12 protein-coding genes are annotated in these 15,634 nt (G+C 70.5%); 8 read left to right on the top strand and 4 right to left on the bottom strand.

Features of this window, described 5'->3' with window-relative positions:
* Positions 1–60: 60 nt before the first annotated feature.
* The gene (locus ACWFQ8_RS00060; RefSeq protein ID WP_453783914.1) at positions 61–3,336 is read right to left on the bottom strand and encodes an SCO5717 family growth-regulating ATPase; all 3,276 of its coding nucleotides are present in this window, start codon (positions 3,334–3,336) and stop codon (positions 61–63) included.
* A 593-nt stretch (positions 3,337–3,929) separates the two neighbouring features.
* The gene (locus ACWFQ8_RS00055) at positions 3,930–4,175 is read right to left on the bottom strand and encodes a DUF397 domain-containing protein (RefSeq protein WP_384539037.1); all 246 of its coding nucleotides are present in this window, start codon (positions 4,173–4,175) and stop codon (positions 3,930–3,932) included.
* 674 nt (positions 4,176–4,849) lie between these two features.
* Here ACWFQ8_RS00055 and rpsO point away from each other — a divergent pair.
* The 5 genes from rpsO to ACWFQ8_RS00030 all read left to right on the top strand — a co-directional run bounded on the left by rpsO (position 4,850) and on the right by ACWFQ8_RS00030 (position 10,392).
* On the top strand, positions 4,850–5,137 hold the full coding sequence (rpsO, locus tag ACWFQ8_RS00050) for a 30S ribosomal protein S15 (RefSeq protein WP_031143997.1): 288 nt from the start codon (positions 4,850–4,852) through the stop codon (positions 5,135–5,137).
* 360 nt (positions 5,138–5,497) lie between these two features.
* Positions 5,498–7,729, top strand: a complete 2,232-nt coding sequence (locus ACWFQ8_RS00045) for a polyribonucleotide nucleotidyltransferase (RefSeq protein WP_453784269.1) — start codon at positions 5,498–5,500, stop codon at positions 7,727–7,729.
* Complete coding sequence (locus tag ACWFQ8_RS00040) at positions 7,726–9,105, top strand: M16 family metallopeptidase (protein WP_453783913.1); 1,380 nt, start codon at positions 7,726–7,728, stop codon at positions 9,103–9,105. The genes ACWFQ8_RS00045 and ACWFQ8_RS00040 overlap by 4 nt, the downstream gene beginning before the upstream one ends.
* 71 nt (positions 9,106–9,176) lie before the next feature.
* Entirely contained in the window at positions 9,177–9,929 is a 753-nt protein-coding gene (gene dapB, locus ACWFQ8_RS00035) for a 4-hydroxy-tetrahydrodipicolinate reductase (RefSeq protein ID WP_453783912.1), read from the top strand.
* 10 nt (positions 9,930–9,939) lie between these two features.
* Positions 9,940–10,392, top strand: coding sequence for a hypothetical protein (locus tag ACWFQ8_RS00030; protein WP_453783911.1), 453 nt, complete (start codon positions 9,940–9,942; stop codon positions 10,390–10,392).
* Positions 10,393–10,465: 73 nt separating this feature from the next.
* Here the strand turns inward: ACWFQ8_RS00030 and ACWFQ8_RS00025 are convergent, their stop codons facing one another.
* Positions 10,466–11,026 (bottom strand): PH domain-containing protein, encoded by a 561-nt coding sequence (locus ACWFQ8_RS00025; protein WP_453783910.1) that lies wholly within the window; start codon positions 11,024–11,026, stop codon positions 10,466–10,468.
* Positions 11,027–11,074: 48 nt separating this feature from the next.
* Entirely contained in the window at positions 11,075–11,314 is a 240-nt protein-coding gene (locus tag ACWFQ8_RS00020; protein ID WP_453783909.1) for a hypothetical protein, read from the bottom strand.
* 238 nt (positions 11,315–11,552) lie between these two features.
* On the opposite strand from ACWFQ8_RS00020, the gene thyX reads away from it, so the two are divergent.
* The 3 genes from thyX (at position 11,553) to ACWFQ8_RS00005 (ending at position 15,187) form a co-directional block, all read left to right on the top strand.
* Positions 11,553–12,293 carry an FAD-dependent thymidylate synthase gene (gene thyX / locus ACWFQ8_RS00015; RefSeq protein ID WP_453783908.1) on the top strand — a complete coding sequence of 247 codons (741 nt, stop codon included), beginning with the start codon at positions 11,553–11,555 and terminating at the stop codon, positions 12,291–12,293.
* 198 nt (positions 12,294–12,491) lie between these two features.
* Positions 12,492–13,391 (top strand): 4-hydroxy-tetrahydrodipicolinate synthase, encoded by a 900-nt coding sequence (dapA, locus tag ACWFQ8_RS00010; RefSeq protein ID WP_453783907.1) that lies wholly within the window; start codon positions 12,492–12,494, stop codon positions 13,389–13,391.
* Between the two features lie 110 nt (positions 13,392–13,501).
* Positions 13,502–15,187 (top strand): ribonuclease J, encoded by a 1,686-nt coding sequence (locus ACWFQ8_RS00005; RefSeq protein ID WP_453783906.1) that lies wholly within the window; start codon positions 13,502–13,504, stop codon positions 15,185–15,187.
* Positions 15,188–15,634 lie beyond the last annotated feature (447 nt).

Raw genomic sequence — 15,634 nt, 5'->3', positions numbered from 1 at the left:
GCGAGGGCCCGTACCTTCCCGGATCCACGATCCGGGAAGGTACGGGCCCTCCTCGTTGTCTCAGCCGAGTCGGGGGTCGCGCGGCGGCTGTCCCGGCTGCGGCGGGGCCGGGGGCTCCTGCCAGGGCTGCCCGGCCTGGGGGTACGGCTGTCCGTAGGGCTGCTGCGGGGGCTGCGGCTGCTGGTACGGGGGCTGGCCCTGGGGCTGCGGCTGCCCGTACGGCGGCTGTTGCGGATGGGGCTGCTGCGGGTGCACGTGCGGCTGCTGGGGCTGCTGCGGCTGAGCCGGGTGCGGTTGCTGGGGAGCTCCCCACTGCCCCTGCGGGGCCTGCTGCTGCGCGCGGATGAAGTCCTCGGCCACCAGGGCGGAGAGGTTGAAGTACGCCTCGCGCGTCTTCGGCCGCATCATGTCGAGGTCGACCTCGGCGCCCGCCGCCAGGTGCTCGTCGAAAGGCACCACGACGACACCCCGGCAGCGGGTCTCGAAGTGCTGCACGATGTCTTCGATCTTGATCATCTTGCTGGTCTCGCGGACCCCGGAGATGACGGTGAGGGAGCGTGAGACGAGCTCGGAGTACCCGTGCGCGGAAAGCCAGTCGAGCGTCGTGCTGGCGCTGCTCGCACCGTCCACCGAGGGCGTGGAGATGATGATCAGCTGATCGGCCAGGTCCAGGACGCCGCGCATCGCGGAGTAGAGGAGACCGGTACCCGAGTCGGTGAGGACGATCGGGTACTGCCGGCCCACCGTCTCTATGACGCGGCGGTAGTCCTCGTCGTTGAAGGTCGTGGAGACGGCCGGGTCCACGTCGTTGGCGATGATCTCCAGTCCGGACGGCGCCTGCGAGGTGAACCGCCGGATGTCCATGTACGAGTGCAGGTACGGGATCGCCTGGACGAGGTCCCGGATCGTGGCACCGGTCTCGCGGCGGACGCGGCGGCCGAGCGTGCCGGCGTCGGGGTTCGCGTCGATGGCCAGGATCTTGTCCTGGCGCTCGGTGGCGAGGGTGGCGCCGAGCGCGGTGGTGGTCGTGGTCTTGCCGACGCCGCCCTTGAGGCTGATGACGGCGATGCGATAGCAGGACATCACGGGGGTGCGGATGAGGGCCAGCTTGCGCTGGCGCTCCGCTTCGGCCGCCTTGCCGCCGAAACGGAACAGCCCGCCGTTGCCGCTCCCGCTGCCGGCGGTCTTCGGCTTGTGCTTGTTGCGCAGCAGCCGGTCGGAGGACAGCTCGACGGCGGCGGTGTAGCCGAGCGGCGCACCGCTGGCCGTCTGACCGGCCGCGTAACGGGGGTCGTACGGCTGCTGCCCGGGCCCGGGGGTCCACTGCGGTTGTGCCTGGGCCTGGGGGTGTGCGGGTGGCTGGGGCTGTGCCTGCGGCTGCGTTTGTGCCTGCGGCCGCTCCGGCCCGGACGGGATCCCGTACGGTGCCCCATCGGCCCCGGCCGGGGCGGGCGGAGCACCGTACGGTCCGCCGCCCTGCGGCGCCTGCGGCTGCGCGGGCGGGAATCCGTACCCATGACCGTCCTCGGCCGCCTGCGGCTGCTCCGGTGCGGGCATCGCGGGCGCGGGCGGAGCGCCGTACGGGTTCACGTCCCGAGGTGCCTGCGGCTGCGCGGGCGGGAAGCCGTACCCGCCGGCGTCGGCCGACGCGGGGGCGGACGGGGCGCCGTACGGGGTCCCATCCTGCGGCGCCTGCGGGGACGGCCCCTGCGGCTTTGCCGGGCCGGGCGGGAAGCCGTAGCCGGAACGGTCGCCCTGTGCCGGGGCGGACGGGGCACCGTACGAGCTCGCGTCCTGAGACGCCGGATCCTGCGGCTGCGCGGGCGCGGGCGGGAAGCCGTAGCCGGCGGTGCCGGCCTGCGGCCGCGCGGAAGGGGCGGTGTGCCCGTCGGCCGGGGCTGATGGGGCGCCGTACGGGTTCGCGTCCTGGGGGGCCGGTGCCTGCGGCTGCGCGGGGGCGGGCGGGAAGCCGTAGCCGGGGGTGTCGGCCTTTGGCCGCGCGGAAGGGGCGGTGTGCCCGTCGGCGTCGGCCTGGGCCGGGGTGGCCGGGGTGTAAGGGTGCGCGTCCTGCGCCTGCGCGCGCGGGAAGCCGTAGCCGTCGGCGGCCTGTGCCGGGGCGAACGAGGCGCCATCGGAGTTCGCGTCGTGCGGCTGCGCCGGCGGGAAGCCGTGTCCGGGGGTGTCCACGGACGCCGGTGCCGGTGCCTGTGCCGGTGCCGGTGCCTGCTTCGGGGCAGGGGGAGTGCCGTCCTCGGCAGCCTGCGCCGGCGGCGGGAAGCCGTAACCGTGCGGGCTCCCGGCGGCCTGCGGCTGCTCGGGCGCGGGTGGAGGGAACCCGTACCCCGGCGCGTCGGCCGGAGCGGGCGTCGGCGCCGGTGCGGGAGGCGCGGGCGGGAAGCCGTACCCGTCCTGCGGGGATTCCGACGCCGCGAACGCGGGCGGCAGCGGCGGCAGTTCGGTGGCCGACCCGGCGAAGGGCCTCTCCGCGACCCGACGCTCCTGGGTCGCGGACGCGGCGACTGCCTCCTCGGCGGGGGCCTTGCGCGGCGCGGGTACGCCGACCTCCTCGATCGGGTCGGCCGACGCCACGGGCTCGGGGCCCGCAACCGGCGCGACGGCGTCGCGAACGGCATCGGCCGGCTCGGGCGCGGCCACAGGCTCGGCCACGGCCGCAGGCTCCTCCGCGGCCACAGGCTCGGCCACGGCAGCGGTCGGAGCCGCAGGAGCTCCCGCGAAGGGCGGCAGCGAGCCGGCCCAGTCGGACGGACCCGCGGTGCTCACCGCGGCGCCACCACCGAAGGGGGTCCCGGTGACCGGCAAGGCCGCGCGCGACCCGGCGCCGCCGAACGCCACGGAAGCGGAGAAGGAGGAGGGTGCCTCGTCGGCCGGAGCGGGTGCGGCGGCCGCGGGAGCGGCCGACGACTCAGGGGCGACGTCCTTCGGCGCCTGCGCGGCCGGCGGGCTGTCGACGGACTTCGGGGGAGCGACCGGTTCGGCGGCGGGCGCCGAGTACGGCGTGTACGTGCCCGCCGAGTCCGACGCCGGAGGCGTGTACGGGGCGGGCTCGGCCGCGCCGGCGGGCGGCGTCCGGGGCGTCGGCGGAGTGAACCGCACCGGCGGCGGCGAGACCACTTCCGCAGGGCGGTAGGGCTCGTAGCCGCTGCCCTCGGGCAGTCCCGGTACCGACGCGGCCGGAGCCGTCGAGCCCTGGGTGTACCAAGCCGGCGGGGTGTAGTCGATGGTGAACTCGCCCGTCGTCTCGGGCTCCGCGTCGGACTGATCGTCCGTCGGGACGTCCCACGTCCCGCCGCGCCTCTCGTTCCGATCGCCGCTCACTTGGTCCTCCTGGTCTGTCGAACACCGGTCCGGCGCCCACCTCGACGCCGCGCCCACGCTCAGCCTAATCGCGCTCCGCCCGCCAGAGTCCGCCCCCGTCGACGCACCCCTCCCCGGCTGGCCGGACGCACCTCTCATAGTGCCCGCAGCGGTCCGCCGCACGGCAACTGCCCCTCCCCGCTCTCCGCACTGCGGCACGCGGCTTCGGACATGTTCAAGGTCGCCTCGGACAACGGGGTTGGTTCCCACAGGAGGTGATCCCCCGTCGGCTCACGGCCGACTCCCACCGGCCGGATGAAAGGGGACCAGAGCGGGACGAGAACAAGAGGACGAAGAGGCAACGTTGAAGGAGGGAGAGGGGGCCGCCGCACCGGACCGTACGCACGGCGCGTACCCGCACCAGCCACCCGTACGCACGCATGACGCGTACCCGCACCAGGCACCCGTACGCGCATCAGGCGCCCGTACGCGCACCAGGCGCCCGTACGCCGCACCCGTGCTGGGCTCCCGTACCCGCACCGCGCACGCGTACGCACGGAAAGGGGCGCGCCCCACCGGGCGCGCCCCTTCCGTCGTCCGTCCTGCCGCCGCCCTCAGGGGTGATGGCGGTCCAGGTCGAACTCGCCGTCCCTGGCGCCCAGTACGAATGCCTCCCACTCGGCGGCGGTGTACCGCAGCACGGTCTCCCGGTCCAGCGAGGACCGCATGGCCACCGCGCCCTCGGGCAGCCGGGCGATCTCGACGCGCTCCTCCTCCGGGCTGGTCCCGGGCGGGCCTTCCCACTCGACACCGCTGATGTCGAGCGCGTACAGCTCGTCCTTCTCCTGCTGGGTGCCCATGCGCGGCCTTTCCCTCGGTGGTGCGGTCCTGCTCGGTCTCCGCTGCCGATTATCGGCGACGACCCGGCTCCACCGGGAGCTTTCCGGGTGATCCAGGTGCTCCAGGATCCACGGGTGATCCAGGAGCCGGCTGATCCAGGAGCCGGCTGATCCAGGACCCAGGTGATCCAAGAGGTCCGCCGGCACCATGACCGCCCCACCCCCGACCGACCGCCGCACCGCCACCCCGGCCCGATCCGCCCGCCGATTTCCCCCGGTCCCCCCGGTCCCCCCGGTCCCCCCGGTGACTCAGCGTCGCCGCCGGCCTCCGCCCCGCCCCCTACTTCACCCCCGAGAAAACCACTGGCCCCGCCCGCCCCCGTCTGTCACTCTTCTGGAGGCGACGGCTCGACCTCGCGGAGGCCGCGGAGCCCCGGCCCGGTTCGGCACCCGGTGCGCACGTTCCCGTCCCCCGGCGGCCGTTTCCCGACGATCTTGCCGAGGTCCGCGCGCTCACCAGCTGAGACGCGGGCGTGCGGCAGCCTGGTACGCTGTGTTACGGCCGTTTGTGTACGCGCCCCCGGAGTCCTCTGGAGGCTGCGCTCAGCGGACCCCGCCTCCCGAGTAACGGAAGCTCCCCAGAGACTCAGACCTGGGGCACTCGGTGGCTACGAAGACCTAAACGAGGAGTACGCGTGCCGCTCGACGCCGCTACGAAGAAGCAGATCATCAGCGAGTTCGGTGCCAAGGAGGGCGACACCGGCTCTCCCGAGGTCCAGGTCGCCATGCTGTCCCGCCGCATCTCGGACCTGACCGAGCACCTCAAGACGCACAAGCACGACCACCACTCCCGTCGTGGTCTGCTGATCCTGGTCGGCCAGCGTCGCCGCCTGCTGCAGTACCTGGCCAAGAAGGACATCCAGCGCTTCCGTACGCTGGTCGAGCGCCTCGGCATCCGCCGCGGTGCGGCCGGCGCCAAGTAACACGGCGTGAAGGGGAGCGGTTCCCACATCCGGGGGCCGCTCCCTTTGCTGTACGTGCGGGACCGACCGGACCCTTTGTAGTCTGGAGAGGACGCACGCGCACGTCTGAGAAGCGTGTAGGTCGGACATGACCTGAGAAGACGCGTGAAGACGCGCGAGACGCGCGAGGACGTGCACAACCGAAGAGGAGGAGCGCCCTCCCTACGCCGCCGGTCCTCGGTAGTGGCACCCGGAATGCCCCGACGGGCAACGAACCGGGTGCTTCGATCGAAGACCGGCCCCAGGCCAGGAGCGCTTCTCCGCAACCGTTCGCCACCACACGGGTGGCGGACGGAGACGACGAAAATGGAGAAAACGCTAGTGGAGAACGAGACCCACTACGCCGAGGCCGTCATTGACAACGGTTCCTTCGGCACCCGCACCATCCGCTTCGAGACGGGCCGTCTGGCCCGCCAGGCCGCCGGCTCCGCCGTTGCCTACCTGGACGACGACACGATGGTGCTTTCCGCGACCACCGCGTCGAAGAAGCCCAAGGACCAGCTCGACTTCTTCCCCCTGACGGTGGACGTCGAGGAGCGCCAGTACGCGGCCGGCAAGATCCCCGGCTCGTTCTTCCGCCGCGAGGGTCGCCCCTCCGAGGACGCGATCCTCACCTGCCGCCTGATCGACCGCCCGCTGCGCCCGTCCTTCAAGAAGGGCCTGCGCAACGAGATCCAGGTCGTCGCCACGATCATGGCGCTCAACCCGGACCACCTGTACGACGTCGTCGCGATCAACGCCGCGTCCGCGTCCACCCAGCTGGCCGGCCTGCCCTTCTCCGGCCCGATCGGCGGCGTCCGCGTCGCGCTGATCCGCGGCCAGTGGGTCGCCTTCCCGACGCACACCGAGCTTGAGGACGCCGTCTTCGACATGGTCGTCGCGGGCCGCGTCCTGGACGACGGCGACGTCGCGATCATGATGGTCGAGGCCGAGGCCACCGAGAAGACCATCGCCCTCGTCAAGGGCGGCGCCGAGGCGCCGACCGAGGAGGTCGTGGCCGCGGGTCTCGACGCCGCGAAGCCGTTCATCAAGGTCCTCTGCAAGGCCCAGGCCGACCTGGCCGCCAAGGCCGCCAAGCCCGAGGGCGAGTTCCCGGTCTTCCTGGACTACCAGGACGACGTGTTCGAGGCCCTCGCGGCCGCCGTCAAGGGCGAGCTCTCCCAGGCGCTGACCATCCCCGGCAAGCAGGACCGCGAAGCCGAGCTGGACCGCGTCAAGGAGCTGGCCGCCGACAAGCTCCTCCCGGCCTTCGAGGGCCGCGAGAAGGAGATCTCCGCCGCCTACCGCAGCCTGACCAAGGCCCTGGTGCGCGAGCGCGTCATCAAGGACAAGGTCCGCATCGACGGCCGCGGGATCACGGACATCCGTACCCTCGCCGCCGAGGTCGAGGCCATCCCGCGCGTGCACGGCTCGGCACTGTTCGAGCGTGGCGAGACCCAGATCCTGGGCGTCACCACCCTCAACATGCTCCGCATGGAGCAGCAGCTGGACACCCTCTCCCCGGTGACCCGCAAGCGCTACATGCACAACTACAACTTCCCGCCGTACTCCGTCGGTGAGACCGGCCGCGTGGGCTCGCCCAAGCGCCGCGAGATCGGCCACGGCGCGCTCGCCGAGCGCGCGATCGTGCCGGTCCTCCCGACCCGCGAGGAGTTCCCCTACGCGATCCGCCAGGTGTCCGAGGCCCTCGGCTCCAACGGGTCGACGTCCATGGGCTCGGTCTGCGCCTCCACCATGTCGCTGCTGAACGCCGGTGTGCCCCTCAAGGCCCCCGTCGCCGGTATCGCCATGGGTCTGATCTCCCAGGAGATCGACGGCAAGACGCACTACGTCGCCCTCACCGACATCCTCGGTGCGGAGGACGCCTTCGGCGACATGGACTTCAAGGTCGCCGGTACCAAGGAGTTCGTCACCGCGCTCCAGCTGGACACCAAGCTCGACGGCATCCCGGCCTCGGTCCTGGCCGCCGCCCTCAAGCAGGCCCGCGACGCCCGCCTCCACATCCTCGACGTGATGATGGAAGCGATCGACACGCCGGACGCCATGTCCCCGTTCGCCCCCCGGATCATCACCGTCAAGATCCCGGTGGACAAGATCGGTGAGGTCATCGGCCCCAAGGGCAAGATGATCAACCAGATCCAGGAGGACACCGGCGCCGAGATCACGATCGAGGACGACGGCACCATCTACATCGGTGCCTCCGACGGCCCGGCCGCCGAGGCCGCCCGCGCCACGATCAACGCGATCGCCAACCCGACCATGCCGGAGGTCGGCGAGCGCTACCTGGGTACGGTCGTCAAGACCACCACCTTCGGTGCCTTCGTCTCCCTGATGCCCGGCAAGGACGGCCTGCTGCACATCTCGCAGATCCGCAAGCTCGCCGGTGGCAAGCGCGTGGAGAACGTCGAGGACGTGCTCGCGGTCGGCGCCAAGGTCCAGGTGGAGATCGCCGAGATCGACCAGCGCGGCAAGCTCTCCCTGATCCCCGTGGTCGACGGCGAGTCCGCCGATGCTGCCGCCGATGACGCAGACAAGGACGACTCCGACAAGTGATGTCGCGTAGTTCCCGTGTGACGGCCCGCCCCTCCTCGGAGGGGCGGGCCGTCACCCGTACCCAAACCCTCCTCCAGGGCCGGAACGGCATCGGCACCGTCCGGCGCACCGTCCTGCCCGGCGGACTGCGCATCGTCACCGAGACGCTGCCCTCCGTCCGCTCCGCCACCTTCGGCATCTGGGCGCACGTCGGCTCCCGTGACGAGACCCCCACGCTGAACGGCGCCACGCACTACCTGGAGCACCTCCTCTTCAAGGGCACCGAGAAGCGCAGTGCCCTCGACATCTCCGCCGCGATCGACGCGGTCGGCGGCGAGATGAACGCCTTCACGGCGAAGGAGTACACCTGCTACTACGCGCGCGTGCTCGACACCGACCTGCCGCTGGCCATCGACGTGGTCTGCGACATGCTCACCGGCTCGCTCATCCGCGAGGAGGACGTCGACGCCGAGCGCGGCGTCATCCTCGAAGAGATCGCGATGACCGAGGACGACCCGGGCGACTGCGTGCACGACCTGTTCGCGAAGACCATGCTCGGCGACACCCCGCTCGGGCGTCCCGTCCTCGGTACGGTCGACACGATCAACGCCCTCGGCGCCGACCGGATCCGCCGCTTCTACAAGAAGCACTACGACCCGACCCACCTGGTCGTGGCCGCGGCCGGAAACGTCGACCACGCCAAGGTCGTACGCCAGGTACGCGCCGCCTTCGAGAAGGCCGGCGCCCTCGGCCGCACCGACGCCGAGCCCGTCGGCCCGCGCACCGGCACCAAGCGGATCCGCACGGCCGGCCGCGTGGACCTGGTCAACCGCAAGACCGAGCAGGCCCACGTGGTCCTCGGCATGCCCGGCCTGGCCCGCACCGACGAGCGCCGCTGGGCCCTGAGCGTGCTGAACACCGCCCTCGGCGGCGGCATGTCCTCGCGCCTCTTCCAGGAGGTCCGGGAGAAGCGCGGCCTGGCCTACAGCGTGTACTCGTACACCTCGGGCTTCGCCGACACCGGCCTGTTCGGCGTGTACGCGGGCTGCCGGCCCAGCCAGGTGCACGACGTGCTGCGGATCTGCCGCGACGAACTCGACAAGGTCGCCGCGGACGGGCTCAGCGACGAGGAGATCAGGCGTGCCATCGGCCAGGTCTCCGGATCCACCGTCCTGGGCCTGGAGGACACCGGCGCGATCATGAACCGCATCGGCAAGAGCGAGCTGTGCTGGGGCGACCAGATGTCGGTCGACGACATGTTGGCCCGGATCGCCGCCGTGACCCCGGACGACGTCCGCGCGGTCGCGCAGGATGTACTGGCCCAGCGCCCCTCGCTCGCGGTGATCGGCCCGCTGAAGGAGAAGCAGGCCGGCCGCCTCGACGAAGTGGTCGCCTAGTGCTGTGGACCTCGCCGGCCACAGCACCAGTTCTCACGTAGGTAAGTCTGTGCTGATTTAAGGACATGGATATGAGCAAGCTGCGCGTGGCAGTCCTCGGAGCCCAGGGCCGCATCGGCGCCGAGGCCGTCAAGGCGGTCGAAGCCGCCGAGGACATGGAACTGGTGGCCGCGCTCGGCCGCGGAGACAAACTGGAGACGCTGGCGGAAGCCGGCGCCCAGGTCGCGGTCGAGCTGACCACCCCCGCCTCCGTGATGGGGAACCTGGACTTCCTCATCCGCCACGGCATCCACGCAGTGGTCGGTACGACCGGCTGGACCGAGGACCGCCTCGCGCAGCTGAACACCTGGCTGGCCGGCTCCCCGCAGACCGGTGTGCTCATCGCCCCGAACTTCTCCATCGGCGCCGTCCTCACCATGAAGTTCGCGGCCCAGGCAGCCCGCTACTTCGAGTCCGTCGAGGTCGTCGAACTGCACCACCCCGACAAGGTCGACGCCCCCTCCGGCACGGCGACCCGTACGGCGCAGCTCATCGCGGCCGCTCGTGCGGAGGCGGGCTGCGCCCCGCAGCCCGACGCCACCGCCACGGCCCTCGACGGCGCGCGCGGCGCGAACGTCGACGGGGTCCCCGTGCACGCCGTCCGCCTGCGCGGCCTGCTGGCCCACCAGGAGGTGCTCCTCGGCGCCGAGGGCGAAACCCTGACCATCCGTCACGACTCCCTGCACCACAGCAGCTTCATGCCGGGCATCCTGCTCGGCACCCGCCGTGTGGTGCGGACCCCGGGCCTCACCTTCGGCCTGGAAAACTTCCTCGACCTGGGCTGAATCGACCACCATGCGCGCGAAGATCACGTACTTCCTCACGGCCGCCGTCCTGGTCGTCTACTTCGTCCTGGTCGGCAGCCGGGGCCTGATGCTGATCCGGCACGGCACCTGGCTCACCGTCACCTTCGGCGTGGCCGTGCTGATCCTGCCGGTCATCGGCATCTGGTTCCTCTGGAAGAACACCCGGTTCGTCACCCGGGCCAACCAGCTCGCGACCGAGCTGGAGGCCGAGGGCGGACTGCCCGTCGACGAGCTGGAACGCGACCAGTACGGCCGCATCCGGCGCGACTCCGCCGACGAGGTCTTCGCGCGCCGCCGGGCCGAGACCGAGGACGCTCCGGGGGACTGGCGCAGCTGGTTCCGGCTCGCCGTCGCCTACCACGACGCCCGCGACACCCCGCGGGCGCGCAAGGCCATGCAGCGGGCGATCGCCCTGCACGACGGAAAGCCCGTACGGGCCTGATACCCGTACGGGCCAGATACCCGTACAGGCCAGATACCCGTACGGGCCCCCGTGCGTGCGTGCCGTCCGCGCGTCAGGCGGCGACCGGCCGGTACTCCTCCGCCCAGGCCTCGACCGTGTCGGCCGCGCGGTCGAAGGCCTCGGCCCGGGACAGGAAGTCGGCGTTGTGGTCGGTCAGCAGCACCGGCAGCTGCGCACCGCCGTGCCCGGCCACCGTCAGCGCCTGGCCCTGCACGGTCCTCGGCAGACCCAGCCAGCGCACCGGCTGCTGCACGGTGCGCACGTCGGCGATCTCGCTCCACGCGATGGAGCGGGTCCCGAAGAACGCCACCCGGCGCAGGCCCGTACGGCTCACCCAGACCCCGGCGCGCAGGATCCGCAAGGCCGATCCGAGGACGCCGAGCGCCAGCACCAGGCATACGCTCGCCCCGCCCCAGGCGCCGACGAAGCCGACGATCATCGTGGCCAGCAGCATGAAGGCCGACAGCAGGAGCAGCAGCGCGGCGATGGCGACCCGCCAGGGTCCGGGCCGGTAGGGACGCCGCCAGCGGTCGCGGTCGTCGTGGGCCAGTACCTCGCCGCCGTCGTCATCCGCGTCGAACACGCCGTCGGCCGTCAGGAAGGGCAGGGGCACGGCTGTACCTCACTCACATGCACGTTCGGTTGGGCAGTGCCCGTGAGGCTACCGCCCCTGGGACGCCCCGGACTGCTGCGACGTCTCCGGTGCCTTGCTCGGCTCCAGCGCCGGCATGCCGAAGAGCAGCGATCCGGCGAGGCCCGCCACCACGGTCAGCCCGACCAGACTACGGGCGGCCATCTGGGTCCTGCTCATCCGCTCGCGCGGCGGTGGAGTGACGTTGCTTCGGAAGGGATCGGCCTCGGCGACGAAGGCGAAGGGGACGTTCTCGCGCCGGAGGAACACAGCAGCGACTCTCCTCACGACAGGGGCCCTGGGGGGCGGCGACGGCAGATGCGGTGCGTTCTCTTCTGTAGGACGCGCGAGGCGCGCAATCGGTGCCGGATTCCGGGACATTCACCAGAAGCCATGGCACTGCGTCAGCCGCACGGTTGTTCCCGGACCCGCGTGCGGGTGCGCGAGGGGCGGTGAGCGGCGACGTAGAGTGGGCGCGCCCCAGGAACGCACGTTTGGAAGGACCCCGGTGAGCGACAGCGCCGCTTCAGATCTGAAACCCAGCTTCCGCAGTGACGTGACGGTGGAGCTGGTGAAGCACTCCGCCGCCGACTCCGACGTGCTGTGGGCGGCCCGCGTCTCCACGGCCGGCGAGCAGTCCCTGGAGGAGCTGCGGAAGGACCCGGAGCGCTCCAAAGGGCTGATCAACTACCTGATGCGGGACCGGCACGGCAGCCCGTTCGAGCACAATTCGATGACCTTCTTCATCAGCGCCCCGATCTTCGTGTTCCGCGAGTTCATGCGGCACCGCGTGGGCTGGTCGTACAACGAGGAATCCGGCCGCTACAGGGAGCTCGAACCGGTCTTCTACGTCCCGGACGCAGAGCGCAAGCTCGTCCAGGAGGGCCGCCCGGGCAAGTACGTCTTCGTCGAGGGCACCGAGGCGCAGCAGCAGCTCACCGGCCGCGTCATGGAGGACTCCTACCGACAGGCTTACGAGGCCTACCAGGAGATGCTCGCGGCGGGCGTGGCCCGCGAGGTCGCCCGTTCGGTCCTGCCCGTCGGTCTCTTCTCCTCGATGTACGCGACGTGCAACGCGCGCTCGCTCATGCACTTCCTCGGTCTGCGCACGCAGCACGAGCTGGCGGCGGTCCCGTCCTTCCCGCAGCGGGAGATCGAGATGGTCGGCGAGAAGATGGAGCAGCACTGGGCCTCGCTGATGCCGCTCACGTACGCGGCCTTCAACGGCAACGGGCGCGTGGCCCCGTAGGCTCCGGGACGTTCGCGGCGTACGCATGTGCGGAGTCAAGTCCCAAGTGTCCGTATTGCGGCGTTTCGTAAAGTTCATCTAGGCTGATCAAACGGACCCGGCACTGCTTGAACCCCCGAGCAGGCAGTGCCGGCGTCCAACACACTGTTGAAGTCCCCGAAGGACTCCGCGAGCATGGCAGCGAGTAGCGTGTTACCCATGGCTCCGATCTCGACTCCGCAGACCCCCTTCGGGCGGGTCCTCACCGCCATGATCACGCCGTTCACGGCGGATGGCTCACTCGACCTCGACGGCGCGCAGCGACTCGCCGCCCACCTGGTGAACGCAGGCAACGACGGCCTGATCATCAACGGCACCACCGGTGAGTCGCCCACCACCACCGACGCGGAGAAAAACGACCTCGTACGAGCCGTCCTCGAAGCGGTCGGAGACCGCGCCCACGTCGTCGCCGGCATCGGCACCAACGACACCCGCCACACCCTGGAACTGGCCCGCGACGCCGAGCGCATCGGCGCCCACGGCCTCCTCGCGGTGACCCCGTACTACAGCAAGCCGCCGCAAGAGGCCCTCTACCGGCACTTCACGGCCATCGCCGACGCCACCGCCCTGCCGGTCATGCTCTACGACATCCCGGGCCGCACTGGTGTCGCGATCGACACCGAAACCCTGGTACGGCTGGGCGAGCACCCCCGTATCGTGGCCAACAAGGACGCCAAGGGCGATCTCGGCCTTGCCAGCCGGGCCATCGCCCGCAGCGACTTGGCCTGGTACTCGGGCGACGACATGCTGAACCTGCCGCTCCTGTCGGTCGGCGCGGTGGGCTTCGTCTCCGTGATCGGGCACGTGGTCACCCCCGAGCTGCGCGCCATGCTGGAGGCCTACGTGGGCGGCGACGTCCAGAAGGCCACCGAGATCCACCAGAAGCTGCTCCCCGTGATCACCGGCATGTTCCGCACCCAGGGCGCGATGACCTCCAAGGGCGCACTGGGACTGCAGGGTCTGCCCGCGGGGCCGCTGCGGCTCCCGCTGATCGAGCTGTCCGTCGAGGAGACGGCGCAGCTCAAGATCGACCTTGCCGCCGGCGGGGTACAGCTCTGACAAGACTTCACAACTGAATACGCAAGATCAAAAAGACGAAGCAAGAGCACGAATGACATGCGCGCCACGTGCCTTCCGAGGTACGTGGCGTGTGTGGTGAGGAGATACTTTTGAGCCATCCGCATCCTGAACTCGGTCCCCCGCCGAAGCTGCCCAAGGGCGGCCTGCGCATCACCCCTCTGGGTGGTCTCGGCGAAATCGGCCGCAACATGACCGTCTTCGAGTTCGACGGCCGCCTGCTGATCGTCGACTGCGGCGTCCTCTTCCCCGAGGAGGAGCAGCCGGGCATCGACCTGATCCTGCCGGACTTCACGTCCATCCGGGACCGGCTCGACGACATCGACGGCATCGTCCTGACCCACGGGCACGAGGACCACATCGGCGCCGTCCCCTTCCTCCTCCGGGAGAAGCCGGACATCCCGCTGATCGGCTCCAAGCTGACGCTGGCCCTCATCGAGGCCAAGCTCCAGGAGCACCGCATCCGCCCCTACACCCTTGAGGTGAAGGAAGGCGAGCGCGAGAACCTCGGCCCCTTCGACTGCGAGTTCATCGCCGTCAACCACTCCATCCCGGACGCCCTGGCCGTCGCGATCCGGACCCCCGCGGGCCTGGTCGTCGCCACCGGCGACTTCAAGATGGACCAGCTCCCGCTGGACAGGCGCCTCACCGACCTGCACGCTTTCGCGCGCCTGAGCGAAGAGGGCATCGACCTCCTCCTCTCGGACTCGACGAACGCCGAGGTCCCCGGTTTCGTGCCGCCCGAGCGCGAGATCTCCAACGTCCTGCGCACGGTCTTCGCGAACGCCCACAACCGGATCATCGTGGCCAGCTTCGCCAGCCACGTGCACCGCATCCAGCAGATCCTCGACGCCGCCCACGAGTACGGCCGCCGGGTCGCCTTCGTCGGCCGCTCGATGGTCCGCAACATGGGCATCGCGCGCGACCTGGGCTACCTGCGGGTCCCGGCCGGCCTCGTCGTGGACGTCAAGACCCTCGACGACCTGCCGGCCCATGAGGTCGTCCTGGTCTGTACGGGTTCCCAGGGCGAGCCGATGGCGGCCCTGTCCCGCATGGCCAACCGCGACCACCAGATCCGGATCGTCCCCGGCGACACCGTGATCCTGGCGTCGTCCCTGATCCCGGGCAACGAGAACGCGGTCTACCGCGTGATCAACGGCCTGACCCGATGGGGCGCCAACGTCGTCCACAAGGGCAACGCCAAGGTGCACGTTTCCGGCCACGCCTCCGCGGGCGAGCTGCTGTACTTCTACAACATCTGCAAGCCGCGGAACCTGATGCCGGTCCACGGCGAATGGCGCCACCTGCGCGCCAACGCCGAGCTCGGTGCCCTGACGGGCGTCCCCAAGGACCGCATCGTCATCGCCGAGGACGGCGTGGTCGTCGACCTGATCGACGGCAAGGCCCGCATCTCCGGCAAGGTCCAGGCCGGCTACGTGTACGTGGACGGCCTCTCGGTCGGCGACGTCACGGAGGCCTCGCTCAAGGACCGCCGGATCCTGGGTGACGAGGGCATCATCTCGGTCTACGTGGTGGTCGACAGCACCACGGGCAAGGTCGTCAGCGGCCCGAACATCCAGGCCCGCGGTTCCGGCATCGACGACGGCGCCTTCGGCCCGGTGATCGGCAAGATCGAGGAGGCCATCGCGCGCGCGGCCTCCGACGGTGTGGCCGAGCCGCACCAGATCCAGCAGCTCATCCGCCGCACCATGGGCAAGTGGGTCTCGGACAGCTACCGCCGCCGCCCGATGATCCTCCCCGTCGTCGTCGAGGTCTGACCCTCGCCGTAGCGACCGCAGGAGAGCGGGGCAACCGGATTTGCATCCGGGGGCCCCGCTCCAGTACGTTTACGTCTCCACCGCGCACGGCACTCGGGCACACACGTGTGTTCCGACGGTTCGCGTGAGCGGGTGGGAATCCGGACCGGGGAGACCTGATAAAGTCTGGTTCTCCCGAAAGGGAAAGGCCTTCCGAAGGCCATTGGAATTCGAATCCGGTCGGAAACGACATGGAATCGGTTCTGATAGAGTCGGACTCGCCGGAAAGGGAAACGCGAAAGCGGAAACCTGGAAAGCGAAACCCGTTTCGACCGGGAATCGGACACGAAAGAGTCTGGTAGAGTCGGAGACGCAAGAACAGAACGAAACGAAGCCCGGAGGAAAGCCCGTCAGGGTGAGTACGAAGGAAGCGTCCGTTCCTTGAGAACTCAACAGCGTGCCAAAAAT

Source organism: Streptomyces sp. NPDC055254 (genome assembly GCF_053606025.1).
This window is presented reverse-complemented; position numbering and strand designations above follow the sequence as displayed.